Source organism: Streptomyces sp. NPDC093064 (assembly GCF_044754605.1).
Taxonomy (GTDB): Bacteria; Actinomycetota; Actinomycetes; order Streptomycetales; family Streptomycetaceae; genus Streptomyces.
In genome coordinates, this window is the sequence record NZ_JBIVPK010000001.1 from 43,668 (window position 1) to 69,500 (window position 25,833).

General features: G+C 72.5%; 16 protein-coding genes. 13 read left to right on the forward strand and 3 right to left on the reverse strand.

From position 1 onward, the window contains the following. The first annotated feature begins 271 nt into the window (after positions 1 to 271). From ACIQFZ_RS00235 to ACIQFZ_RS00245, 3 genes are all read left to right on the forward strand, one after another. Positions 272 to 859: a sigma-70 family RNA polymerase sigma factor gene (locus ACIQFZ_RS00235; protein ID WP_100569800.1), complete on the forward strand. Its 588-nt coding sequence runs from the start codon at positions 272 to 274 to the stop codon at positions 857 to 859. 163 nt (positions 860 to 1,022) lie between these two features. After that, a complete protein-coding gene (guaB, locus tag ACIQFZ_RS00240) occupies positions 1,023 to 2,525 on the forward strand; it encodes an IMP dehydrogenase (RefSeq protein ID WP_365417074.1) in 1,503 nt (500 codons plus the stop codon). Positions 2,526 to 2,630: 105 nt separating this feature from the next. After that, positions 2,631 to 3,755 (forward strand): GuaB3 family IMP dehydrogenase-related protein, encoded by a 1,125-nt coding sequence (locus tag ACIQFZ_RS00245; RefSeq protein ID WP_365417072.1) that lies wholly within the window; start codon positions 2,631 to 2,633, stop codon positions 3,753 to 3,755. A 226-nt stretch (positions 3,756 to 3,981) separates the two neighbouring features. Here the strand turns inward: ACIQFZ_RS00245 and ACIQFZ_RS00250 are convergent, their stop codons facing one another. Continuing rightward, a complete protein-coding gene (locus ACIQFZ_RS00250; protein ID WP_365417070.1) occupies positions 3,982 to 5,190 on the reverse strand; it encodes a nucleotide sugar dehydrogenase in 1,209 nt (402 codons plus the stop codon). 300 nt (positions 5,191 to 5,490) lie between these two features. Between ACIQFZ_RS00250 and ACIQFZ_RS00255 the strand changes: the two genes are divergently transcribed. From ACIQFZ_RS00255 to ACIQFZ_RS00290, 8 genes are all read left to right on the forward strand, one after another. Then, positions 5,491 to 7,197 carry a glycerol-3-phosphate dehydrogenase/oxidase gene (locus tag ACIQFZ_RS00255; protein ID WP_365775735.1) on the forward strand — a complete coding sequence of 569 codons (1,707 nt, stop codon included), beginning with the start codon at positions 5,491 to 5,493 and terminating at the stop codon, positions 7,195 to 7,197. Positions 7,198 to 7,453: 256 nt separating this feature from the next. Beyond that, a complete protein-coding gene (locus ACIQFZ_RS00260) occupies positions 7,454 to 9,571 on the forward strand; it encodes a serine/threonine-protein kinase (RefSeq protein ID WP_383058736.1) in 2,118 nt (705 codons plus the stop codon). A 177-nt stretch (positions 9,572 to 9,748) separates the two neighbouring features. Continuing rightward, complete coding sequence (locus ACIQFZ_RS00265; RefSeq protein WP_402690268.1) at positions 9,749 to 12,487, forward strand: protein kinase; 2,739 nt, start codon at positions 9,749 to 9,751, stop codon at positions 12,485 to 12,487. A 160-nt stretch (positions 12,488 to 12,647) separates the two neighbouring features. Further along, a complete protein-coding gene (locus tag ACIQFZ_RS00270) occupies positions 12,648 to 14,276 on the forward strand; it encodes a protein kinase domain-containing protein (protein WP_383058774.1) in 1,629 nt (542 codons plus the stop codon). 74 nt (positions 14,277 to 14,350) lie between these two features. After that, the gene (locus ACIQFZ_RS00275; RefSeq protein ID WP_402690269.1) at positions 14,351 to 16,009 is read left to right on the forward strand and encodes a protein kinase; all 1,659 of its coding nucleotides are present in this window, start codon (positions 14,351 to 14,353) and stop codon (positions 16,007 to 16,009) included. Positions 16,010 to 16,078: 69 nt separating this feature from the next. Next, positions 16,079 to 17,767, forward strand: a complete 1,689-nt coding sequence (locus ACIQFZ_RS00280) for a serine/threonine-protein kinase (RefSeq protein WP_402690270.1) — start codon at positions 16,079 to 16,081, stop codon at positions 17,765 to 17,767. 124 nt (positions 17,768 to 17,891) lie between these two features. Next, positions 17,892 to 19,505, forward strand: coding sequence for a succinic semialdehyde dehydrogenase (locus ACIQFZ_RS00285; protein WP_402690271.1), 1,614 nt, complete (start codon positions 17,892 to 17,894; stop codon positions 19,503 to 19,505). Positions 19,506 to 19,534: 29 nt separating this feature from the next. Continuing rightward, on the forward strand, positions 19,535 to 21,313 hold the full coding sequence (locus ACIQFZ_RS00290; RefSeq protein WP_402690272.1) for a GMC family oxidoreductase N-terminal domain-containing protein: 1,779 nt from the start codon (positions 19,535 to 19,537) through the stop codon (positions 21,311 to 21,313). 754 nt (positions 21,314 to 22,067) lie between these two features. On the opposite strand, the gene ACIQFZ_RS00295 is transcribed toward ACIQFZ_RS00290, so the two are convergent. Further along, complete coding sequence (locus ACIQFZ_RS00295; RefSeq protein ID WP_383058727.1) at positions 22,068 to 22,379, reverse strand: chorismate mutase; 312 nt, start codon at positions 22,377 to 22,379, stop codon at positions 22,068 to 22,070. Positions 22,380 to 22,759: 380 nt separating this feature from the next. Between ACIQFZ_RS00295 and guaA the strand changes: the two genes are divergently transcribed. Then, entirely contained in the window at positions 22,760 to 24,340 is a 1,581-nt protein-coding gene (guaA, locus tag ACIQFZ_RS00300; protein WP_365417052.1) for a glutamine-hydrolyzing GMP synthase, read from the forward strand. A 7-nt stretch (positions 24,341 to 24,347) separates the two neighbouring features. Here the strand turns inward: guaA and ACIQFZ_RS00305 are convergent, their stop codons facing one another. Then, a complete protein-coding gene (locus ACIQFZ_RS00305) occupies positions 24,348 to 24,821 on the reverse strand; it encodes a pyridoxamine 5'-phosphate oxidase family protein (RefSeq protein ID WP_383058726.1) in 474 nt (157 codons plus the stop codon). A gap of 175 nt (positions 24,822 to 24,996) precedes the next feature. On the opposite strand from ACIQFZ_RS00305, the gene ACIQFZ_RS00310 reads away from it, so the two are divergent. Then, entirely contained in the window at positions 24,997 to 25,797 is an 801-nt protein-coding gene (locus tag ACIQFZ_RS00310) for a class II aldolase/adducin family protein (protein ID WP_402690273.1), read from the forward strand. Positions 25,798 to 25,833: the final 36 nt, after the last annotated feature.

A 25,833-nucleotide genomic window follows, 5' to 3' on the forward strand; every position in this document is an offset into this window, starting at 1 on the left:
GTCGCGGCCCGGTGAGAGCGTGGGCCCGGACCGCGGTTGACGTGCCATACCTCATCGCGGACGCCGGTGGCAAAGCGCCCCGCCGGGCGCCCGCTGCTCGTTTCGCCGCGGATGACGCATCCTTGAGGGTGTGGAGTTCCTCGGGGACGAGTTGGTCGAGCGGAAGGGGAGGGCGCAGGGGATGAGCTTCGGCGCACCTGCTCATAACGCTTCGGTGCACAACCACGAAGGCGGTGCCACGGAACGGACGACGTCAAGGCACCATGGACCGATGCGCGACGACCAGGCGGCACTTGCCCAAGGGGCGATCGGTGCGCTCGTCCATCGCGCCGTCGACGGCGACGAGCAGGCCACGCACGATCTGCTCGCCCGCGTGCATCCGCTGGCGCTGCGCTACTGCCGCACCCGGCTGTCCCGGCTCCCGGGCGACGCCCGGCATTTCGTCGAGGACCTCGCCCAGGAGGTCTGCGTCGCGGTCCTGCTGGCCCTGCCGCGCTACAAGGACACCGGGCGCCCCTTCGAGGCCTTCGTCTTCGCCATCGCCGCCCACAAGGTCGCCGACCTCCAGCGCGCCGCCATGCGGCACCCGGGCTCGACGGCCGTGCCCTCGGACGAGATGCCCGAGCGTCCGGACGACTCCCTCGGCCCCGAGGAGCGCGCCCTGCTCAGCAGCGACGCCGAGTGGGCCAAGAAGCTGCTGGCCAGCCTCCCGGAGAACCAGCGCGAGCTGCTGCTGCTGCGCATCGCGGTGGGGTTGACCGCGGAGGAAACGGGACAGATGTTGGGAATGTCACCAGGCGCGGTCCGGGTGGCCCAGCACCGGGCGCTCAGCCGGCTGCGCGCCCTGGCCGAACAGTAGGCGGCGGTCCCGCCCCGCACGCACGGCTCCGGATGAACGCGCGTCCGGGCGGTTCCGTATGAACATACGAAGAACGGAGCCGCATAGAACCGTGGAATGAGAGAGCCGCGCTTCCCGTTAGCATGGACATCCGCACCGATCAAGGCCATTTGGGGAAGGTGTCATGACTGCCAACGTCGACGGAGTGCCCGAGAAATTCGCGACACTCGGGCTGACCTACGACGACGTGCTCCTCCTGCCGGGCGCATCCGAGGTGCTCCCCAACGCGGTCGACACATCGTCCCGTATCTCCCGCAACGTTCGGGTCAACATCCCGCTGCTCTCGGCGGCGATGGACAAGGTGACCGAGTCCCGCATGGCGATCTCGATGGCCCGGCTGGGCGGCGTCGGCGTGCTGCACCGCAACCTCTCGGTCGAGGACCAGGTCAACCAGGTCGACCTGGTCAAGCGGTCCGAGTCCGGCATGGTCACCGACCCCATCACCGTGCACCCGGAGGCGACGCTCGCCGAGGCGGACGCGCTGTGCGCGAAGTTCCGCATCAGCGGCGTGCCCGTCACCGACCCGGCCGGCAAGCTGCTGGGCATCGTCACCAACCGTGACATGGCCTTCGAGACCGACCGCAGCCGTCAGGTGCGCGATGTCATGACGCCGATGCCGCTGGTCACCGGCAAGGTCGGCATCTCCGGCGTCGACGCCATGCAGCTGCTGCGCAAGCACAAGATCGAGAAGCTGCCGCTGGTCGACGACTCGGGCATCCTCAAGGGCCTGATCACCGTCAAGGACTTCGTCAAGGCGGAGCAGTACCCGAACGCGGCCAAGGACTCCGAGGGCAGGCTGCTCGTCGGTGCCGCGGTGGGCGCCAGCCCCGAGGCCCTGGAGCGTGCCCAGGCGCTCGCCGCGGCGGGGGTGGACTTCCTGGTCGTCGACACCTCGCACGGCCACAACAGCAACGCGCTGAGCTGGATGTCGAAGATCAAGTCGAGCGTGTCCGTCGACGTGATCGGCGGCAACGTCGCCACGCGCGACGGCGCGCAGGCCCTGATCGACGCCGGTGTCGACGGCATCAAGGTGGGTGTGGGCCCCGGCTCGATCTGCACCACGCGCGTGGTCGCCGGCATCGGCGTCCCGCAGGTCACCGCCATCTACGAGGCGTCCCTCGCCGCCCGCCCGGCGGGCATCCCGCTGATCGGCGACGGTGGCCTCCAGTACTCCGGCGATATCGGCAAGGCGCTCGCCGCCGGTGCCGACACGGTCATGCTGGGCAGCCTGCTCGCGGGCTGCGAGGAGTCGCCCGGCGAGCTGCTCTTCATCAACGGCAAGCAGTTCAAGTCGTACCGGGGCATGGGCTCGCTCGGCGCCATGCAGTCCCGCGGTCAGGCGAAGTCGTACTCGAAGGACCGCTACTTCCAGGCCGAGGTCGCCTCCGACGACAAGCTCGTGCCCGAGGGCATCGAGGGCCAGGTGCCCTACCGCGGCCCGCTGGCCAACGTCCTGCACCAGCTCGTCGGCGGTCTGCGGCAGACCATGGGCTATGTGGGCGCGGCCACCATCGAGGAGATGGAGTCCAAGGGCCGCTTCGTCCGGATCACCTCGGCCGGCCTGAAGGAGTCCCACCCGCACGACATCCAGATGACGGTCGAGGCGCCGAACTACAGCGGCAAGTAGGCGGCACGCCGTGAAGGGCGGCCCCGGAAGCCTCCGGGGCCGCCCTTGCCATGGGTGTCGGCGATACTGGAAGACGCTGCAACGCATCAGGGAAAGGCCACAGACGTGACTGAGATCGAGATCGGGCGCGGCAAGCGCGGCCGCCGGGCGTACGCCTTCGACGACATCGCCGTCGTCCCCAGCCGCCGTACGCGGGACCCGAAGGAGGTCTCGATCGCCTGGCAGATCGACGCCTACCGCTTCGAGCTGCCCTTCCTGGCCGCCCCCATGGACTCGGTCGTCTCCCCGGCCACGGCCATCCGCATCGGCGAGCTGGGCGGCCTGGGCGTGCTCAACCTCGAGGGCCTGTGGACGCGGTACGAGGACCCGCAGCCGCTGCTCGACGAGATCGCCGAGCTGCCCGCCGGGACCGCGACCCGCCGCCTCCAGGAGATCTACGCCGCTCCGATCAAGGAGGAGCTGATCGGCGCGCGGATCAAGCAGGTGCGCGACTCGGGCGTGGTCACCGCCGCCGCCCTCTCCCCGCAGCGCACCGCCCAGTTCTCCAAGGCCGTCGTCGACGCGGGCGTGGACATCTTCGTCATCCGCGGTACGACGGTCTCGGCGGAGCACGTGTCGTCCTCGCACGAGCCGCTGAACCTCAAGCAGTTCATCTACGAGCTCGACGTCCCGGTGATCGTCGGCGGCTGCGCCACCTACACCGCGGCCCTGCACCTGATGCGCACCGGCGCGGCCGGCGTCCTGGTCGGCTTCGGCGGCGGCGCCGCGCACACCACGCGCAACGTGCTCGGCATCCAGGTCCCGATGGCCACCGCGGTCGCCGACGTGGCCGCCGCCCGCCGCGACTACATGGACGAGTCCGGCGGCCGGTACGTGCACGTGATCGCGGACGGCGGCGTCGGCTGGTCCGGCGACCTGCCCAAGGCGATCGCCTGCGGTGCCGACTCCGTGATGATGGGCTCCCCGCTGGCCCGCGCCACCGACGCGCCCGGCAAGGGCCACCACTGGGGCATGGAGGCCGTCAACGAGGAGCTGCCGCGCGGCAAGAAGGTCGACCTGGGCACGGTGGGCACGATCGAGGAGGTCCTCACGGGTCCCTCGCACACCCCCGACGGCTCCATGAACTTCTTCGGCGCCCTGCGGCGGGCCATGGCCACGACCGGGTACAGCGAGCTGAAGGAGTTCCAGCGGGTCGAGGTGACCGTGGGGGACTCGCAGCACAAGCGGTAGCCCCACCGCGTCCACGGCCTACGCCAGGGGCCCGGTCACCCGCTCACGCGGGGCGACCGGGCCCCTTCGCACGTCCCGGGCGTCCGCGCAGGTCAGGTCGCGCGCAGTGCGGGACGGGGGGCGCACGGTTGTTTTCTGGGACCGCTGCCGGCTTCGGCTGGAGCAGCACCGGCTTCGGCCGGTGAAGTTCCGGAGGAGGCGGATCTTGCGTCCGCGCGCGCCCCTTTCACAACCGGTGCGCCGCCCCCGTGGGCGCGGCTCCCCGTGTGTCCAGCAGCAGCTGGGCCTTCACCGACAGGCCCTGGAGGTCGTACGTGCGGTGCTGCTGGAGCAGGATCGTCAGGTCGGCGTCGGCCACCGCCTCGTACAGGCAGTCCGCGCGGGGCACGGGCCGGTCACGTACGCTCCACGCGGGCACGTACGGGTCGTGGTAGCTGACCGAGGCGCCGAGGCCCGTCAGCCGGACGGCGATCTCCTCGGCGGGCGTGCCCTGGAGGTCGGCGAGGTCGGCCTTGTACGTCACGCCGAGCAACAGGACCCGGGCGCCCCGCGCCGACTTGCCGTGCTCGTTCAGCAGGGCGGCGGCGCGCTGGACGACGTAGCGCGGCATGCGGCCGTTGACCTGCTCGGCGAGTTCCACCATGCGCAGCCCGCAGCCCGCGTGGCCGGCCAGGTCCTGCGGGAATGCGTGGCCGCCGATACCGGGGCCGGGGCGGAAGGCCTGGAAGCCGTACGGCTTGGTCTCCGCGCAGCGCACGACGTCCCACAGGTCGACGCCCAGGTCGTGGCAGAGCACGGCCATCTCGTTGACCAGGGCGATGTTGACGTGCCGGTAGTTGGTCTCCAGGAGCTGGACCGTCTCCGCCTCCCTCAACCCTCGTGCGCGCACCACCTTGTCGGTCAGCCGTCCGTAGAAGGCCGCGGCCGATTCGGTGCAGGCCGGGGTCAGGCCGCCGATCACCTTCGGCGTGTTGGCCGGGGTGATCTCGCGGTTGCCGGGGTCGACGCGGCTGGGCGAGTAGGCGAGGTGGAAGTCGCGGCCCGCCAGCAGCCCCGAGCCCTTCTCCAGCAGCGGGAGGAGGAACTCCTCCGTCGTCCCGGGGTGCGCGGGCGACTCCAGGATCACGGTGGTGTGCGGGCGCATCTGCCCGGCGAGCGCGCGGGCGGCGGCCTCCACCTGGCTCAGGTCGAGCCCGCCGTCCGCGCCCCGAGGGGTCGGTGCGCAGATCACCGCGGTGCGCACCCGGCCCAGTTCGGCCGGGTTGGTGGCCGGCCGGAAGCCCCCCGAGAGCATCCGGCGCAGTTCGGCGGGGCTGAGGGAACCGGACTCGGTCCCGATGCGGTACCCGAGGGTGGGGATGCCGGCGGAGACGGCCGCCTGGGCCAGGGGCAGGCCGAGCGGGCCGAGTCCGATGACGGCGAGATCTGCGGGCATGGCGTGGGCGGTCCTTCCCGATAACCGAGGCGTGGCAGGCGCGCAAGTCCTGTGGACAGGACGAGCGAGCGCAATGTCAGACTAGGAGTAAATATGACCGTTATGTGGGATTGACCAGCGTGTTTCTCGGTACGCCCGCGGAGTTGTCCACAGGCGGAGGGCGACTGGTGGCTGAACGCGGGCAACCCGGTCAGAATTTGGGCATGGGCAGGAGGCGGGGGGACACGCTAGAGGCATGGGGGATGGATGCGGGCTTCGCCCGACGGGTGCGGCCGGCGCGACCGACAGCGGGAGGCAGCGGTGAGGACAGCGACACTGGGGCCGGCGCAGCGCGCCGAGGCACTGGCGGGAATGGCCGAGCGGGAGCTGGACATCCTGGTCGTGGGCGGCGGCGTGGTCGGCGCCGGCATCGCTCTGGACGCCGTCACCCGCGGCCTGGCCACCGGCATCGTGGAGGCGCGTGACTGGGCGTCGGGCACGTCGAGCCGGTCCAGCAAGCTGATACACGGCGGACTGCGCTATCTGGAGATGCTCGACTTCGCGCTGGTCCGGGAGGCGCTGAAGGAGCGCGGCCTGCTGCTCGAACGCCTCGCCCCCCACCTGGTCCGCCCGGTGCCGTTCCTCTACCCGCTCCAGCACCAGGGCTGGGAGCGTCTGTACGCCGGGTCCGGCGTCGCCCTGTACGACGCCATGTCGATGGCCCGTGGCCACGGCCGGGGCCTGCCGCTGCACCGTCACCTGACCCGCCGTCACGCCCTGAGGATCGCTCCCTGCTTGCGGAAGGACGCCCTGGTCGGTGCGCTTCAGTACTACGACGCCCAGATGGACGACGCCCGCTTCGTGGCCACCCTGGTGCGCACGGCGGTGTCGTACGGCGCGAAGGCCGCCAACCGCGCCCGGGTCACCGGATTCCTGCGCGAGGGCGAGCGGGTCGTCGGCGCGCGGGTACAGGATGTGGAGGGCGGCGGAGAGTACGAGATCCGCGCCAAGCAGATCGTCAACGCCACCGGGGTGTGGACCGACGACACCCAGGCGATGGTGGGGGAGCGCGGTCAGTTCCACGTCCGGGCCTCCAAGGGCATCCACCTCGTCGTGCCCAAGGACCGCATCAACTCCTCCACCGGGCTGATCCTGCGCACCGAGAAGTCCGTGCTCTTCGTGATCCCCTGGGGCCGCCACTGGATCGTCGGCACCACCGACACCGGCTGGGACCTCGACAAGGCGCACCCGGCCGCCTCCAGCGCCGACATCGACTACCTCCTGGAGCACGTCAACTCGGTGCTCGCGGTGCCCCTCGGCCGCGACGACGTGCAGGGCGTCTACGCCGGTCTCCGGCCGCTGCTGGCCGGTGAGTCCGACGCCACCAGCAAGCTGTCGCGCGAGCACACCGTGGCCCATCCGGTGCCCGGCCTCGTCGTGGTCGCGGGCGGCAAGTACACGACCTACCGGGTGATGGCCAAGGACGCCGTCGACGAGGCGGTGCGCGGCCTCGACATGCGCGTCGCCGACTGCGTCACCGAGGAGATCCCGCTGCTCGGCGCCGAGGGCTACCCGGCCCTGTGGAACGCGCGGGCGCGCATCGCCGCCGAGACCGGCCTCCATGTGGTGCGCGTGGAGCACCTGTTGAGGAGGTTCGGGACGGCGGCGCGGGAGGTGCTCGCCCTCGTCGCCGAGGACCCGACGCTGGGCGCTCCCCTCAAGTCCGCCGACGACTATCTGCGCGCCGAGATCGTCTACGCCGCCTCCCACGAGGGCGCCCGGCACCTGGACGACGTGCTGACCCGGCGTACGCGCATATCCATCGAGACCTTCGACCGGGGCACGCGCAGCGCCCGGGAGGCCGCCGAGCTGATGGCGCCGGTGCTGGGCTGGGACAAGGACCAGATCGAACGCGAGGTCGAGCACTACGAGAAGCGGGTGGAGGCCGAGCGGGAGTCGCAGCGCCAGCCCGACGACCTGACCGCCGACGCGGCCCGGCTGGGAGCACCGGACATCGTGCCGTTGTGAACCGGCCGGGGCCCGGCCCACCGTCCCGCGCGCGACGCACGACACGTGCCGCGAGGGTCCGGCGCAGATTATGGCCGGAATGGTCCGAAGGGTCGGCACCCATGGCTTCCTTGTTGTCACGCCCCGTCATTCCCACGCGTACCACGGGCCGTTCGGCTCCGCCCCCAGGGTGCCTTCAGGGGGCCCCTGGGCGTCGCGTGCTTGTCGGGTGAGAGACAATGGAGGCTCTGTCAGGGCGGGTTGCATGAGGGGACGCATGTCGGACGCGGAGCGGGCGGGCACACCCCGTCAGGACACTCGTCAGGACTCTCTGCAGGACAGGAGCGAGCGTCTTCTCGCCGGGCGCTACCGGCTGGGGAAGGTGCTCGGCCGCGGCGGCATGGGCACGGTGTGGCGGGCCGAGGACGAGACCCTGGGCCGGACCGTGGCCGTCAAGGAGCTGCGGTTCCCGTCGAACATCGACGAGGACGAGAAGCGGCGGCTGATCACGCGCACGCTGCGTGAGGCCAAGGCGATCGCGCGCATCCGCGACACCAGCGCGGTGACCGTCTTCGACGTGGTCGACGAGGACGACCGCCCGTGGATCGTCATGGAACTCGTCGAGGGCAAGTCCCTCGCCGAAGTCATCCGCGAGGACGGGTTGCTGGAGCCGCGGCGGGCGGCCGAGGTCGGGCTCGCGGTCCTCGACGTGCTGCGCTCCGCGCACGGCCAGGGCATCCTGCACCGCGACGTGAAGCCGTCCAACGTGCTCATCGCCGACGACGGCCGGGTCGTCCTCACCGACTTCGGCATCGCGCAGGTCGAGGGCGACCCGTCCATCACCTCCACCGGCATGCTCGTCGGCGCCCCCTCCTACATCTCCCCGGAGCGGGCCCGCGGGCACAAGCCCGGACCGGCGGCCGACCTGTGGTCACTCGGCGGCCTGCTCTACGCGGCGGTGGAGGGCACGCCGCCGTACGACAAGGGCTCGGCGATCGCCACCCTGACCGCGGTGATGACCGAACCGCTGGAGGAGCCCAGGAACGCCGGCCCGCTCAGGGACGTCATCCACGGCCTGCTCAACAAGGACCCGGTCGAGCGGCTCGACGACGCGGGCGCCCGGACCATGCTCAAGGCCGTCGTCAATGCGCCCGCGCCGAAGGACACCGAGCCGGAGCCGCCCGCGGACGCGACCAAGGTCGTCCCGCTGCCCGAGCAGCCGGACGGGCGTTCCCGCAAAGGCGGTTCGGGACGTTCCGGTTCGGGTTCCGGGAGCAGGCGGGGCGAGGAGGCGGGCGAGCGGCTGCGCGGGGCGCTGCGCTCGGTGCGCAAGGCCGCCGTGGCGGCGGAGTCGAACCCCTCGGCGGCAGCCGGGGCCGGTGCCGAGTCCGCGTCCGGCGGCACGGGTCCGGCGGGCTCCGGCTCCGCGGGCGGGGCCGACGCGAAGGCGGCGGAGGCCCGGACGCAGGCCGCGTCCACTTCGGACAGTGGTGCCGGTGGTGCGCAGGCGGGGCGGCCCGGTTCCGGGTGGCCCGTGATGACCCCGCCGGACCTGGACCTGCCCCCGCGCCCGGCGCCCAGGGCGTCGCTCACCGACGTGGTGCCGCGGCGGACGCTGGTGATCGTCGCGGTGGTCGTGGTGCTCGCGGTGATCGGCACCGTGCTCGCCCTCACGCTCGGCCGTGACGACAAGGGCGGCGACGACAAGAACGCGGCTGGCCGCACGGCAGCCACCGCCGACCCGTCCGCGGGCGCCTCCACCAAGAAGGACGCGAGCGGCGAGCCCGCCACGGGCGGGGACCGGTCCGGCTCCGAGACGGAGGCCGACGGCTCCGGCGGCACACCGGCCACGGACACCGACACCGGGAAGTCGGGCAAGGGCTCCGGTGCGGGTTCCGATTCCGGTTCTGGTTCCGATTCAGGTTCCGGTTCCGGCGGGGACAGGTCCGGGGACGGCGGCGCCGCTGTGGCGTCGACGTACAAGGGCGCTCAGGGCTTCTCCATCGGGCTGCCCAAGGGCTGGACGTACGCGAGCACCGACCCCGCGGGGGTCCGCTTCACCGGCCCCGACGGGCAGCGGCTGCTCGTTGCCTGGACCACCACGCCCAAGGGCGACCCGGTGACCGACTGGACCAACCAGGAAAAGGGCATGGTGCGCTCTCAGTACCAGAGGGTGCGCATAGAGGCGGTGGAGTACCGCGGCTGGAACACCGCCGACTGGGAGTTCACCTACGTCGAGGGCGGGACCAAGTACCGCTCCATCGACCGCGGGTTCGTGGTGAACGACCACCTCGGGCACGCGCTGATGTACAGCGCGAAGGCCGCGACGTGGGACAGCGACCTGCGCAAGAGCACCTGGAAGACGCTGACGGGGACCTTCCAGCCCAAGAAGTAGTGAGCGGACCGGTCCCGCCGTCCGTCCCCGGGGTTCCGGGTTCGGCGCGGCGAGATCTCGCATCCCGTCATTGCGGGTTGCCTCCGGCACGTATCGTGAGTGGTTGCGGACCGTAAGCATCGGGAACGGGACGCGTGGCGAACGGAATTGACCGACCGTGCGGCCGGGGGAGGCAATGTGGACGACTATGCGGGCCGGGTTCTCGCCGACCGCTACCGCCTGCCGTTGCCTCCGTCCGACGAGTACGAACTGACCGAGACCCGGGGCTTCGACACCTACAGCGGGCAGGAAGTCCTGCTGAGGCAGGTGCCGTTGCCGGAGGTGGTCGAGGCGGAGGTGCTCGACGCGGACGGGCTGCCCGACGGTTTCACCGCGCGCGACGGAGCCTCCCGGCGGGGGCCGGTCCGTACCGGGCGTGAGGCGGGCGATGCCCGTGGCGCGCGTGAGGCGACGCGGCGGCCCACCGATCCGGCGGTGCGGCGGGCGGTCGAGGCCGCGCAGGCCGCGGCGCGGATCCCGGACCATCCCCGGCTGGACCAGGTCTTCGATGTGTTCGCGGAGGGCGGCTCGCTGTGGGTCGTCAGTGAACTGGTCGCCGCGCGGCCGCTGGCCGCACTGCTCGCCGAGAAGCCGCTGACGCCGTACCGGGCGGCCGAGGTCGCCTCCGACATCCTCACGGCGCTGCGCGTGCTGCACGCCCACGGCTGGGTGCACCGCAACATCACCGCCCGCACGGTCCTCGTCTGCGACGACGGCCGCGTGATGCTGACCGGCCTCGCGGTCGGGGCGGCGGAGGAGGCCCTGTGCGGGTACGACCCGGTCCCGGTCCAGGACACCGGGGACGAGGACCATCCTGACGGTGTGTCCGGCACGCCGGGCGGTTCCACGGCCCTCGGTGCCTCGGCTGGTGCGGCCGGCGGGGCGGGCTTCGGCGGATTCACCGAAGTCACCGGCGGCGTCGGCGGTTTCGGGGGCGGCGCCGGCACTCCGCCGGCGGATCCCGAGGCCGCGCGGCGGGCCGCGATCGAGGCGCGGGCGGCCGGGCCGCTGCCGCTGCCCGGCCCGGACGCCGGGCCCGGCGCACCGGGCACGCCCGCGCGGCGGACGCCTCAGACCGGCGGGGACATCAGGGCGGCGCGGGCCGGGGCGATCGCCGCGTACCGCGCCGGCGCGCGGGCGGCCGCCCGGGTGCAGGAGGCACAGCAGAGCGCACGCGCCGAACTGCCCGGCGCCCGCACACCCGTCGAGGGCGAGCCCCGGGCCGCCGGAACCGCCACACCGCCGGGCCAGATCGCCGATCCCTACGGCGTCCAGGCTCCCACCCGGAACGGCACCGCCCCGTACCCCGGAGCAAGCACGGCGCTCCCACCCGCGACCCCCGACCACCCCACCGACGACGAGCCCGGCCCGCACCCGCCCCGCACCACGGGACTCGGAGCCCCGCCGGCCCTCGGCCCCGGAACCACCCCCGGCTCGGCACCGGACCACGGCATCGCGGGCTCGGGCCACGGCGGCCCGGCCGCCGGTCACGGCACCTCGGGCGCCGCGTACGTGGTGCCCGCACAAGGCCGGGCCGAGCCCGGTGCGGGCGCGGCGGACGACGCCGGGCGCGTACCAGCCCGTTGGGGCGATCTCGCCGCCGGCGGTCCCGTGCGGCGGGGGCCCGCCACCGCGCTGGCCGCCGAGCGGGCGCGGCAGGCGCGGATGGCCGTGGTGGGGCCGGTGACCGAACGATGGGCACCGGAGCAGGCCGGGCCCGTGCACGAGAACTGGCAGCTGGCCGCGCCCATCGGCCCGGCGACCGACCTGTGGGCGCTGGGGGCACTGCTCTTCCGAGCCGTGCAGGGCCACGCGCCGTACCCGGAGGAGTCGACCGCCGAGCTGGTGCAGATGGTGTGCGCCGAGCCGCCCGCGTACGCGGAGGAGTGCGGGCCGCTGCGTCCGGTCGTGGAGTCGCTGCTGCGTCAGGACCCCACCGAGCGCCTCGACTTCGAGGAGCTGCGCGGCTGGCTGCGTTCGCTGGTGCGCTCCGCGCCCGAGCCGGAGGCCGGTGCGCACGTCATCGCCGCCCCGCCCGCCGATCCCAGCAGGCTGCCCGTCGTGCGGCGCCGCGGCGAGCTGGTGCGCAGGCGGCGCGCCGGGCTGCCCGCCACACACGCACGGCACAAACGGCAGACGGGTTCGCCGCGGCGCCTGGGCCGCACGCTGCTCCTGCTCATTCTGCTTCTGATGGCCGCCGCCGTCGCCTACGCGGTGCTGTTCATGCCGAAGGCCGACCGCGACGGCGCGGTGGGCGGCGACCGCACCGGAACGGCCGGTGAGGCGAGCCCCGCCCCGACGCACTCGGGCGGCGACGACGGGGGGAGCGGCGCTCCGCAACCCGGCCAGACCTCGTCCGCGGCGGACGACAGCCCTTCGCAGACGGCCGGTTCGGCCGAGGCGCAGACGACCGCGCCGGATGTCTCCGACGGCTTCACGCTGCGCAAGGACCCGGCCGGTTTCCAGGTCGCCGTAGCCAAGGGCTGGGTGCGCACGCCCGGCAACGGGATGGGCCAAGTGATCTACTCCCAGGGTGGGTTCGAGCTGATCGTGGTGCCCGGACGGGACGCCGCGGCCGAGTTCGGCAGCGACCCGATGGCGTACCAGCGGGAGAAGGAGCGCGAGTTGCAGGCCTACCGGGACTCCAGCTGGGCCACCTCGTCGGGCCTGCGGACCACCCAGGTCGGCGGACGGACCATGGCCGAGGGGCAGTTCACCTGGACGGACGCGAGCGGGCGGCAGCTGTACGTGCGCAACCTGGCCATCCTGATCGACGGCAAGTACCACGTGGTGCAGGTACGGGGGCCCGAGGCCCAGCGGGACCGGGTGACCACGCTGTACGAGCAGGCTTCGGCGACGTACCGGTACACCGGCTGAACCGCCGTAACCGTCCGAACCGCAGGAACCGCCCGAACCGCACACTCCGGGGAGCGACAACCGTCACAGTGAGGCCTTCCTGGGACCCCGCCGGTTCCCAGTAGGTGTGCTGGTCCATACCCTGAGCCTGTCAAGACCACTGCGGGGAAACGTGAATCAGATGCAGGGCCTGCTCCTCTCGGGGCGCTACCGGCTCGATGAGGCCATCGGCAGCGGCGGCATGGGCCGGGTGTGGCGCGCACACGACGAGGTGCTGCACCGGGCCGTCGCCATCAAGGAGTTGACCGCCGCGCTCTACGTTGCCGAGAGCGACCAGGAGGTCCTGCTGGCGCGCACTCGGGCGGAGGCGCGCGCGGCGGCGCGGATCAACCACTCCGCCGTCGTGACCGTGCACGACGTACTGGAGCACGACGGCCGCCCGTGGATCGTGATGGAGCTGGTCGAGGGCCGCTCGCTGGCGGACGCGCTCAAGGAGCGGGACCGCATGGACCCGGCGGAGGCCGCTCGCATCGGCATATGGGTGCTGCGCGCCCTGCGCGCGGCGCACGCCGCCGGGGTGCTGCACCGCGACGTCAAGCCCGGCAACGTCCTCCTCGGCCAGGACGGCCGCGTCCTGCTCACCGACTTCGGTATAGCCCAGATAGAGGGCGACACCACCATCACCCGCACCGGCGAGGTCGTCGGCTCGGTCGACTACCTGGCCCCCGAGCGCGTCCGTGGCCACGACCCGGGGCCGGCCTCCGACCTGTGGGCGCTGGGTGCCACGCTCTACACGGCGGTGGAGGGCCTGTCGCCGTTCCGCCGCACCTCGCCGCTGAGCACCATGCAGGCGGTCGTCGACGAGGAGCCGCGCGAGCCGCGGCACGCCGGCCCGCTCGCCCCGGTCATCACCGCCCTGCTGCGCAAGGACCCGGCCGAACGGCCGCAGGCGGAGCAGGCCGAGCAGATGCTCGCCGAGGCGGCCGAGGGCCGCAGGCCGAGCAGCGCGCAGGCGTACGTGCCCACGCAGGCGGCCGGCCTCCCCCCGGAGACCGCCGCGCACCCCGCCCAGGGGTCGTGGCCGCCGGCCACCACGCCGTACCCGGTGCCCCAACCGGCGGCCGCCGGACCCGCGCTGCAGCACCACCCGGCCCCGGTACCCAGGCGCCGCCTGCGCACCCTGATCCTGGTCGTGGCGCTCGCCGCGCTCGTCGGCGGCGGCACCGCCCTGATGCTGCAGAAGTGGGACCAGAACCGGCGGCAGGACTCCGGCACCTCCCAGTCGACCCCGCCGCCCGGGACCACCACGCCCTCCCCGACCACCAACGGCTCCGGCGGTCTCCCGGACGGCTGGGTGCGCGTCCGCGACCCCTACGGCTTCAGCATCGCCGTGCCCGACAGGAGCTGGCAGCGGCAGGAGTTCGACGAGGCGACCCACCAGGTCGACTACACCCCCGACGGCGGCAAGCACTTCATCCGCGTCGCCGTGGACGACACGCCGGAATTCGCCACCGGCCACGAGCACCAACTCGACCTGGATCGGCGGCTCCAGAGGCTGGTCGACTACCGGCGGCTGAGCCTGGAGCCGAACACCTACCGCGACCGCCCGGGCTCCCTGTGGGAGCACAGCTGGACGGCCCTGGCGAAGGACACGCCGTTCCCCGGCCCGCGCCACGCCATCGAGGAGACGTACATCTCCCGCGGCGGCGTCGAGTACGCGATCTACATGTCCTCACCGGAGGAGGACTGGACACGGACGCGGCAGCAGTTCCGGACCGTGCTCAAGAGCTGGCAGCCGACCGCCGGCTGACCCCGGCCGGAGGCCGCGTTGTTGGCCGGTCGACGTCCCGGAGGGGGCCCGGGCGATGCGGCATGATGGGGCGTATGGGGATCGAGGGGGACGACTTCCGTGTCATCGCGGGCCGTTACCGCCTGGAGGCGAGGCTCGGACGCGGGGGCATGGGCATCGTCTGGCGGGCGACCGACCAACTCCTCGAACGGCGGGTCGCGGTCAAGGAACTCGCGTTCGACGAGACCCTGTCCGCCGAGGAGGCCGCTCTCCAGCGGGAGCGCACCCTGCGTGAGGCCCGCGCGGTCGCCCAGTTGCGGCACCCGCACATCGTCGTCGTGCACGACGTCGTCGTCGAGGACGAACGCCCGTACATCGTGATGGAGTTGATCGACGGCGGCTCGCTGGCCGACCGGATCGCCGCGCGCGGCCCGGTGAACGTCGCCGAGGGCGCACGCATCGGCGTCGCCCTGCTGAGCGCGCTGCGCACGGCGCACGCCGCCGGTGTCCTGCACCGGGACATCAAGCCGGCCAACGTCCTGGTGGAGCCGGGCACCGACCGGATCGTGCTCACCGACTTCGGCATCGCGCGGATGGCCGGCGCGACCACGCTCACCGAGACCGGGTCCTTCGTCGGCTCGCCGGAGTACACCGCGCCGGAGCGGATGTCCGGGGCCAGGACCGGACCGGAGTCCGACCTGTGGTCGCTCGGCGCGCTGCTGTGCACCGCCCTGAGCGGCGAGTCTCCGTTCCGGCGCGACTCGCTGGGCGGCATCCTGCACGCGGTCGTCGTCGACGAGATCCGGCCGCCCGCGCAGGCCGCGCCGATCCTGCCCGTCGTACGCGGGCTGCTGGAGCGCGATCCGGACCGGCGGCTGGCGGCGGCCGAGGCGGAGCGGATGCTGCGCGCCTTCCTGGAATCGGGCCGCGCACCGGAGCCGCCGGTCCCCTGCACGCCGACGCAGCGCGGCGTGCCCGTCGCGCCTCACGTGCCTGGGCCGGCGCCGACGGTCCCCGCCTCCTCGGCTTCCGCCCGGTACCCCACCCGGAACGTGCTGATCGCCGCGCTGCTGGTGGCCGCCACGGCCGGGGCGGGCGTGTCCGCCGTGGCGCTGCTGATGCAGGGCGGCGGCAACGGCGGTGGTACGCCGACAAGTTCGGCCCCGGACACCTCCGCAGGCACCCCGTCCGGCACCGCCTCCCCGTCGACCACGCCGTCAGCACCGCCCAGCTCGCCGCCCGGTTCGCTCCCCGTCCCGGTCTCCACGGTCACCGTCACCCGTGCCGCCCCGCCCGCCGGCGACGGCACCACCGCGCCTTCGGGCTACCACCTGGTCCACGACGCGGCCGGCTTCTCCGTCGCCGTACCGAACGGCTTCACCCGCGAGCCGCAGGGCGAGCGGATCTTCTACGTGTCGCCCGGGGAGGCCTTACGCCTCGGCATCAAGGTCACCGAGCCGGGAAGCGGGGGCCCGCTCGCGGCGATGCGCCGCGCCGACGCGGCGGGACCGGACACCAACCCCGGCTACCACGACGGCCGGGTCACCGCCACCAGCCACCGCGGACACCCGGCCGCGCTGTGGGAGTTCACCTGGGACGGCTTCAGCGCGGCGGAGGGCCCGCGGCACACCTACGACCTGTGCTGGGAGCAGGGCGGGCGGATGTACGACGTATGGGTGTCGGCACCGGTCGGCAGGGTGGGCGAGGCCAAGGAGCAGTTCGACGTCGCGGTCGGCAGTTTCCACGCACGGTAGGTCACGGGTCGGTGACCGGATACGCCGCCTGCTGGAGTCGGCGGAGGCGGTCGCGATATGGATGGACCCATGAGCAACCACGGGGGCGCCCAGCACGGGGCCGACGATCCGACGACTTTCGCCTTGCAACCGCCGGACAGACAGGGACGGGTGCCCCATCCCCACAACCGGTACGCCGCGCCCGCACCGGACGGCGGGGAAGGGCAGCCGCAGGGCACTGCACCCTGGCAGCCGCACGGCACCGCACCCGCGCAGCCGCAGGATCCCGGCGCCGGTCGGCTGATCGGCGGGCGCTACCGGCTGCTCGCCAAGCTCGGGCACGGCGGCATGGGGACCGTGTGGCGGGCCAAGGACGAGACGATGGACCGCGAGGTCGCCGTCAAGGAGCCCAGCGTCCCCGACCACCTTCCCGAACGGGAACGTGCCAACACCTTCGAGCGCATGCGCCGCGAGGCCCGCGCCGCCGCCCGGCTCGACCACCCCGCGGTCGTCAACGTCCACGACGTGGCCGTCGTCGACGGGCAGCCGTGGATCGTGATGGAGCTGGTGCAGGGCCGCTCGCTCGGAGCCGCGCTCCAGGAAGGCACCCTGGACGCCCGCGAGGCGGCCCGAATGGGCCTGGAGGTGCTCGGTGCGCTCGAGGCCGCGCACGCCGCGGGCGTCCTGCACCGGGACGTCAAACCGGACAACATCCTGCTCGGCCGGCACGAGAGGATCGTCCTCACCGACTTCGGCATCGCCCAGATCGAGGGCGAGACCAGCCTGACCGACACCGGCGGCTTCGTCGGCTCACCCGAGTACATCGCGCCCGAACGGGTGCTGGGGCAGCGCCCCGGCCCGGCCTCCGACCTGTGGTCGCTCGGCGTGGTCCTGTACGCGGCCACCGAGGGCGTCTCCCCGTTCCGCCGCAGCAACACCCCGGCCACCCTCCAGTCGGTCCTCAACGCCACGCCCGCCCCGCCGGCCGCCGCGCGGGGCCCGCTCGCCGAGGCCATCACCGGCCTGCTGCACAAGGACCCGGCGCACCGGCCGCCCGCCTTCCGGGTCCGTGCCCTGCTGGAGGCGGCCGCCGCGCCGTCCGCTCCGGCACCCACGCAGGTGGTGCGGTACGCCGAGGGCGCTCCCGGCGGGCCGCGCGGCCTCCGGCTCGGGCGCGGGGCGTGGCTCGGGCTCGGCGCGGCGGTCGTCGCGGCCGCGGTGACGGCGTACGTCCTGACCGCCCACCCGTTCGCGGGCCCGCTGCCCGAGGGCTGGGCGACCCGTCAGGAGAAGGACGTCGCCGCGACGATCGCCGTGCCGAAGGACTATCAGAGGCAGGTACCGGACGGGAAGAACGACAAGAAGCACTGGGTGACCTACAGCGACTGGAGCGGCAGCATCACGGTCGGGTTGCGCCTGCTGAGGAAGTCCGAGGAACCGGAACGCTCCATCAAGGACTCCGCGGCCGCCCAGATGTACGACGACAACGGCACCTACAAACAGTCCGGCAACTACGAACTCAGCATGCCCGAGAATCCGACGACCCACCCGAAGGATTCGACGTACCAGGGCAAGAAGGCCGCCGAGAACACGATCGTCTACACCACCAACGACAGCACGCACCCGATGCCGCGCGAGCTGCGGATGTTCTACTACACGACCGCCGAGGGCGACCTGTACAAGCTCACCGTCGGCTACCCGGGCAAGGGCGACTTCACCGAACGCGGGCGTGAGGTGGCGCGCGCGGCGATTGCCAACCTGGACCTCGATCTCCTGTGACAACGCCCTGATCAGCGCATTCGTTGCCAGTGATCACTGGCGCGCTGTGAGCACTCGGTGAATCCCGTGAATCCCTATTACTGACGGGTACACAAAGCCGCCCGACCGGCATACCCTGCGCGTCATGACGGACGCGCAGGCCCCGGCGAAGACCGGCACCAATCCCCAGGCCCCCGCCCCCGCGGGGGCCCGTACCGCCGCCGACGTGGTGACCCCCGAGCTGGTCGCCCGGCTCACCAAGGGCGTCGCCGGATCCGGCCGGACCGCCAACCACACGCCGTTCACCGGCGACAAGCTCGCCGACCTGCCCGAGTCCACCCCCGAGGACGTGGCCGGTGCCTACGAACGGGCACGCGCCGCACAGGCGGTGTGGGCGCGGGTTCCGGTACGGCAGCGCGCGGCCGTCCTGCTCCGCTTCCACGACCTGGTGCTCGCCCGCCAGGCCGAGGTCCTTGACCTGATCCAGTTGGAGACCGGCAAGGCCCGCCTGCACGCGCACGAGGAGGTCCAGGCCGTCGCCGTCGCCGCCCGGCACTACGGCCGCCGCGCCGCCGCCTACCTCAAGCCCAAGCGGCACACGGGCGCCATCCCCACTCTCACGCGCGTCACCGAACTGCGCCACCCGCGCGGGGTGGTGGGCCAGATCGCCCCGTGGAACTACCCCCTGGAGCTGTCCGTCGGCGACGCGCTGCCCGCCTTCGTCGCGGGCAACGCGGTGGTGATGAAGCCCGACACCGAGACCTGCCTGACCGCGCTGTGGGCCCGCGACCTGCTCGTCGAGGCAGGGCTGCCCGCCGAGGTGTTCCAGGTCGTCATCGGCGAGGGCCCGGTCGTCGGCCCCGAGGTCGTCAAGCACGCCGACTACGTCTCCTTCACCGGCTCCACCCGCACCGGACGCGAGGTCGCCCAGAGCGCCGCCGCCCGCCTGGTCGGCGTCTCCCTCGAACTCGGCGGCAAGAACGCCATGCTGGTGCTCCAGGACGCCGACATCGAGAAGGCGGCGGCCGGAGCGGTCCGCGCCTGCTTCTCCTCCGCCGGTCAACTGTGCATCTCCATCGAGCGGTTGTACGTCCACGAGGCGGTCGCGGACGCGTTCCTCGAGCGGTTCGCGGCTCGTACGCGGGCGATGCGGCTCGGCACGTCCCTGGCGTACGGCGCCGACATGGGCTCGCTGGTCGGGGCGCGGCAACTGGCGACCGTCACCCGGCACGTGGAGGAGGCCGTCGCCAAGGGGGCCAAGGTGGTGGCCGGGGGCGTCGCCCGCCCGGACATCGGCCCGTACTTCTTCGAGCCCACCATCCTCGACGGCGTCGAGGCCCCGATGGCCGTGTGCACGGAGGAGACCTTCGGCCCGGTCGTCTCCGTCTACCGCTTCACGAGCGACGACGAGGCGATCGAGCGCGCCAACTCCACGCCGTACGGCCTGAACTCGTCCGTCTGGACTAGGGACGCCCGCCGCGGCCGCGAGGTCGCCGCCCGGCTGCGCACCGGCACGGTCAACATCAACGAGGGCTACGCCCCCGCCTACGGCAGCGTCCAGTCGCCGATGGGCGGCATGAAGGACTCGGGGCTCGGCCGCCGGCACGGCTCCGAGGGCATCCTCAAGTACACCGAGGCCCAGACCCTGGCCCACCAGCGGCTGCTGCCCATGGCCCCGTCGCTCGGCATGGACGACGAGCGGTACGCGGCGTTCATGAGCCGCAGCCTGAGGCTGATGAAGGCGTGCCGTTTCCGCTAGCGGCCCCTCGTTCCCGACAAGGAGAGCACGTGTCTCAAGACGGCTACGACTACGACGTCATCGTCGTGGGGTCGGGGTTCGGCGGATCGGTCTCCGCACTCCGCCTGACCGAGAAGGGCTACCGCGTCGGCGTCCTGGAGGCGGGCCGCCGCTTCACCCGCGAGACCCTGCCGAAGAACTCCTGGGACCTGAAGAACTACCTGTGGGCCCCGAAGCTCGGCATGTACGGGATCCAGCGCATCCACCTGCTCGGCAACGTCATGGTGCTGGCCGGCGCGGGTGTCGGCGGCGGCTCCCTGAACTACGCCAACACGCTCTACATACCGCCGAAGCCCTTCTTCGACGACCCCCAGTGGCGGGACATCACCGACTGGCAGGACGAGTTGGCGCCGTACTACGACCAGGCGCGGCGCATGCTCGGCGTGCGGCTCAACCCGACGACGACCCCCTCCGACGTGCATCTGAAGGCCGCCGCGCAGCGGATGGGCGTCGGCGACACCTTCCACATGGCGCCGGTCGGGGTGTTCTTCGGCGACGGCGAGGACGCCGACGGCGCGACGACGGCGAAGGCGGGCGAACGGGTCGCGGACCCCTACTTCGGCGGGGCCGGACCGGACCGCAAGGCCTGCACCGAGTGCGGCGAGTGCATGACGGGCTGCCGGCACGGCGCCAAGAACACCCTGAACGAGAACTACCTGTACCTCGCCGAGAAGGCGGGCGCGGTGGTCCACCCCATGACGACGGTCGTGTCGGTCACGGACGACTCACGCGGCGGCTACGCGGTCGCCACGCTCCCCACCGACGACAAGAAGAAGGGCGCGGGCCGCCTGTTCACGGCACGCAGGGTGGTCCTGGCGGCCGGCACCTACGGCACCCAGACGCTGCTGCACCGCATGAGGGAGAGCGGCCGGCTGCCCTGCCTCTCGCCCCGGCTGGGCGAGCTGACCCGCACCAACTCCGAGGCTCTGGTGGGCGCCCAGACCGACGACCGGCGCTACCGGAAGGCGACCGGGGAGCCGAAGGCGGACTTCACCCGCGGAGTCGCCATCACGTCCTCCATCCACCCGGACGAGAACACCCACATCGAGCCGGTCCGCTACGGCAAGGGCTCCAACTCGATGGGCGGCCTGTCGATCCTCCAGGTCCCGTACGCCGAGGGCTCGTCCAGGGCGGCGGCCTGGCTGGCCAACGCCGCCCGCCATCCCCTGCTCGTCCTGCGCTCCCTGTCCAACCGCCGCTGGTCGGAGCGGACCATCATCGGCCTGGTGATGCAGTCCCTGGACAACTCCTTGACCACGTACCTGAAACCGGACGGCATGGGCAGGGGACTCCTCACGGCCCGCCAGGGGCACGGCGCGCCCAACCCCAAGCAGATCAGGGCCGCCACGGAGAGCGCCACCGCGCTCGCCGCCGAGATCAACGGCTTCGCCGGGTCCAACGTGGGCGAGCTGATGGGCACCCCGCTCACCGCGCACTTCCTCGGCGGCTGCCCGATCGGCTCCTCGCGCGAGACCGGCGTCATCGACCCGTACCACCGCCTCTACGGCCACCCCGGCATCTCGGTCGTCGACGGCGCCGCGGTCTCGGCGAACCTGGGGGTGAACCCGTCGCTGACCATCACCGCCCAGGCCGAGCGGGCGATGTCGTACTGGCCCAACGAGGGCGAGACCGACCCGCGCCCGCCGCAGGGTGCGGCCTACGGGCGTCTGCGGCCGGTGGCGCCACGGCATCCGGCGGTCCCGGCGGAGGCTTTCGGCGCGCTGCGGCTGCCGTTCCTGGGGATGCCGTCGGTGCCGCCGAGGAAGTAGGAACGGCGCCGGTGAACAGGCCCGGGCAAGAGAGAGGACCTGCACCCCCCTCCTGGCGCAGGTCCTCCTCCGTCTGCTGATGTGACCCGGGGGGACCGTGAATGGTTGCGCACCGGTCGGCAGGATTCATGTGTGTCCTGCGTCACATTCCCGGGGTCGTGTCCGCGAGTGCGCAGGCGAAGGGCCCCGCGGCCTTGGGTCGCGGGGCCCTCTCTCGACAGCACCGACGTCAGGGCGGCGCCGGGGGATTGCGCCGCCTGCCGCTGCCGTGTGCCCTCCGCGCCTCGTGATGCGTCGGCGTGCGCCCCGGCGCACGGGGGGCGCGCACCTGGTCCCGGCCTCTGGCTGTCGGGTGGCGCACCACGGCGCTGCCGTCCGTACGGGAGTGCGGAGCCGGGAGCTGTGTGGGCATCGTGCTGGACGAACCTGGCGTCCGCAGCCCTTTGGCCCGGCCTGGTGCGTTTTCCTGTTCCGCCGGCCGGCTCCGGGCGTCCCCGGAGCCGGCCGTTTATCTGGGTGACCGGGCTGCTGTCCCCTGCCGTCCGGTCACTTCCCAGGAGCGAGGTCCCACGGCGCGCGGCATGATCCGCACGCCTCATCGCTCCGGAGATCCACGCGTGGTTCTTTCGGGCCCGTCCCTGGCTGGCACGGACACCGGAACAACGAGGCGGACCGCGCGGCGGTCACGCGCCGTACGGGTGAGAGCGGTGAGGCATGGCAGCGGGGGCGGGTGAGGAGGGCGGCGGTCAGGGGGTCAGATCCTGCCCCGGCACAGCTCCAGCAGCGTCATCGCCAGGGTCGTGCCCGGCTTGCCCAGGGCGTCCCTGTAGTGGCCCAGGATCTCCATCTCGCGGGAGAGGTTCACCCGTCGGCCCCCGGAGGCGATCCGGGTCTCCTGGATCACGGCGGATACGGCCATCCGTTCCTGGATCAGGCCGATGATCCGGTCGTCGAGGGTGTCGATGCGCTCCCGGGCGCCGCTGATCACGTTCGCGGCCTCGTCGGTGCGGGCGCCGCTCGCGGCGGCGGCTGCCGGGGTCTGGGGCTGTGCTGCGGTGGCGGTCATGGCGGGGGGCTCCTCGCTGGTCGGGTGCGGTGCCCCGGATGACAAGGACCACAACGCCAGGCGCCCCGGACCTTGTCGGCCCGGGGCGCCTGGGAAGTCGCTTGTCAGTTGCTCAAGCAGCACGACCATGGCAGCCGGTGGGCCGGGTGCCATAGGTAAACACGAAGGTCGTCTGCGCGAGCATGCTGCCAGTATGCCTCGCCTGCCCGCGACCTCCAACACGGTTCACCTGATGAGACGGACGGTGGACGGGCCCTGGACGGGATGCCCGGGGCGGGATGCCCTGGGCGGCGGTCGCCGAGGCGACGGGGGGAGGCACCCGCGACCACGTCGGTAGAATCGACAAACACAAGGACCCCCCGACCGCCGGAAGGCACCCCGTGTCATCAGCGACCCCCGCTGCCGCCGCCCCCGACACCGTCCTGGTCGTCGACTTCGGCGCGCAGTACGCCCAGCTCATCGCCCGTCGCGTCCGCGAGGCGCGGGTCTACAGCGAGATCGTGCCGAGCTCCATGCCGGTTCAGGAGATGCTCGCCAAGAACCCGGCGGCGATCATCCTCTCCGGCGGCCCCTCCTCGGTGTACGAAGAGGGCGCCCCCCGCCTCGACCGCGCGATCTTCGAGTCCGGCGTCCCCGTCTTCGGCATGTGCTACGGCTTCCAGCTGATGGCGCAGGTCCTCGGCGGCACCGTGGACAACTCCGGAGCCCGCGAGTACGGCCGTACCGGACTGGCCGTCTCCAAGCCTTCCTCGACCCTCTTCGAGGGCACCCCGGCCGACCAGGACGTGTGGATGTCGCACGGCGACGCCTGCTCCGCCGCCCCCGAGGGCTTCTCGGTCACGGCGTCCACGGATGTCGTCCCGGTCGCCGCGTTCGAGAACGACGAGAAGAAGCTGTACGGCGTCCAGTACCACCCGGAGGTCATGCACTCCACGCACGGCCAGCAGGTCCTGGAGCACTTCCTCTACCGCGGTGCCGGCCTCAAGCCGAACTGGACCACCGGCAACGTGATCGACGAGCAGGTCGCCGCCATCCGCGAGCTGGTCGGCGACAAGCGGGCGATCTGCGGGCTGTCCGGGGGCGTGGACTCCGCGGTCGCCGCCGCACTCGTGCAGAAGGCCATCGGCTCCCAGCTGACCTGCGTCTACGTCGACCACGGCCTGATGCGCAAGGGCGAGACCGAGCAGGTCGAGAAGGACTTCGTGGCCGCGACCGGCGTGCAGCTGAAGGTCGTGGACGCCGAGGAGCGCTTCCTCACCGCCCTCAAGGGGGTCAACGACCCCGAGGAGAAGCGGAAGATCATCGGCCGCGAGTTCATCCGCGTCTTCGAGCAGGCCCAGGCGGAGATCATCGCGGACGAGGGCCCGGCCGTGGAGTTCCTCGTCCAGGGCACCCTCTACCCGGACGTCGTCGAGTCCGGCGGCGGCACCGGCACCGCGAACATCAAGTCGCACCACAACGTCGGCGGCCTGCCCGAGGACCTCGAGTTCAAGCTGATCGAGCCGCTGCGCCAGCTGTTCAAGGACGAGGTCCGCATGGTCGGCCAGGAGCTCGGCCTGCCGGACGAGATCGTCCAGCGCCAGCCCTTCCCTGGCCCCGGCCTCGGCATCCGGATCGTCGGCGAGGTCACCAAGGAGCGCCTGGACCTGCTGCGCGAGGCCGACGCCATCGCCCGCGAGGAGCTGACGACGGCCGGCCTCGACCGTGACATCTGGCAGTGCCCGGTGGTCCTGCTCGCGGATGTCCGCAGCGTCGGCGTCCAGGGCGACGGCCGCACCTACGGCCACCCGATCGTGCTGCGCCCGGTCTCCAGCGAGGACGCCATGACCGCCGACTGGTCGCGGCTGCCCTACGACGTGCTGTCGAAGATCTCGACCCGCATCACCAACGAGGTCCGGGACGTCAACCGCGTGGTCCTCGACGTGACGTCGAAGCCGCCGGGCACCATCGAGTGGGAGTGAGCCGGCCCTAGTTCCGCCTGAGAGTCCGCACCGGCTCTCCGGGCTTCCAGACCTGGACGACCAGGAACGTGTCGTCCTCGACGCAGGTCCGTACGACCTCCGTCAACTCGGTGCGGAAGAGGTGGAACGGCTGTGGCGGTTCCACCTCTTTCACGTACGCGCCCTTCACCTCGGGGTCCTCCACCTCGACCGCCCGCCCGGAGATCCGCGCGTCACCGCCGGCCATCGCGGTGTCCGGCCCCGGGTTCGCCTGAAGCGCGAGCCTCGGATCCCGGCGCAGATCGAGCGCCTTGAGCGAGCCCGGCATCATGCCGAGCCACAACTCGCCGTTCAGGAAGCGCACCTCCAGCCCCGTGGTGCGCGGGGAGCCGTCCGCGCGCAGAGTCACCAGGACGTGGTGCGGGAACGCCCTGAACCGCTGCTCGACGGTCGTGGCCAGGTCGGGTTCCGCCGCGGCAAAGGCCGCCCAGTTCGTCGCCATGCCCCGAGTGTGGCGCCGATACCCGACATCCTCTGTCGGTATTCGGCGGTATTCGGTGGCGTACGACGGCGGAGCCGGTGTGCTGCCGGGCATCTTCACCTCACCGCGCTCGTATCCCGGCCCGTTCGGCGGTAGCTTCCCGCCCGTACGTCGTCGATCCAGCGACGGAGGTCCCATGCTCGGCCCCACCCCCACCCCGCCCCCGCCCCTGCCCACCGAGAGGCTGCTGTTCGCGATGCCGCCGATGCACGAGTCGGTGGACGACGAACGCCGGTACCGCAAGGAGCGGCTCGCGGGCGCCCTGCGGATCTTCGGCCGGTACGGCCTCGAGGACGGCGTCTCCGGCCACATCACCGCGCGCGACCCCGAGTTCAGCGACTGCTTCTGGGTCAATCCCTTCGGGATGCCGTTCAAGCACGTCACCGTGAGCGACCTGGTGCTCGCCAACCAGGACGGGCAGGTGCTCGAGGGCCGCCACCACGTCAACCAGGCGGCGTTCACCGTGCACGCCCAGGTCCACGCCGCCCGCCCGGACGTCGTGGCCGTCGCCCACTGCCACTCCGTACACGGCCGCGCCCTGGCGGCGCTCGGTGACCTGCTGGACCCGATCACCCAGGAGAGCTGCGCCTTCTACGAGGACCACGCCGTCTACGGCTCCTACACCGGCGTCGCCGTCGACGCGGAGGGGGGCCGCCGGATCGCGGCCGCGCTGGGCTCGCGCAAGGCGCTGGTGCTGCGCAACCACGGGCTGCTGACGGTCGGCGACTCGGTGGACGCCGCCGCCTGGTGGTTCCTGGCCATGGAACGCTCCTGCCAGGTGCAGCTGACCGCCCGGGCGGCGGGCCGGCCGGTCCTGATCGACCACGAACTGGCGGTCGCGACCCGGGAGCAGCTCGGCGGCGACCTGGTGGCGTGGATCAACTACCAGCCCCTGTGGCAGGACATCAGCCGCAGCGAACCCGACCTGCTGACCTGAGCCCTCGGCACGCCGGGTATCTCGCTCATACGGAGA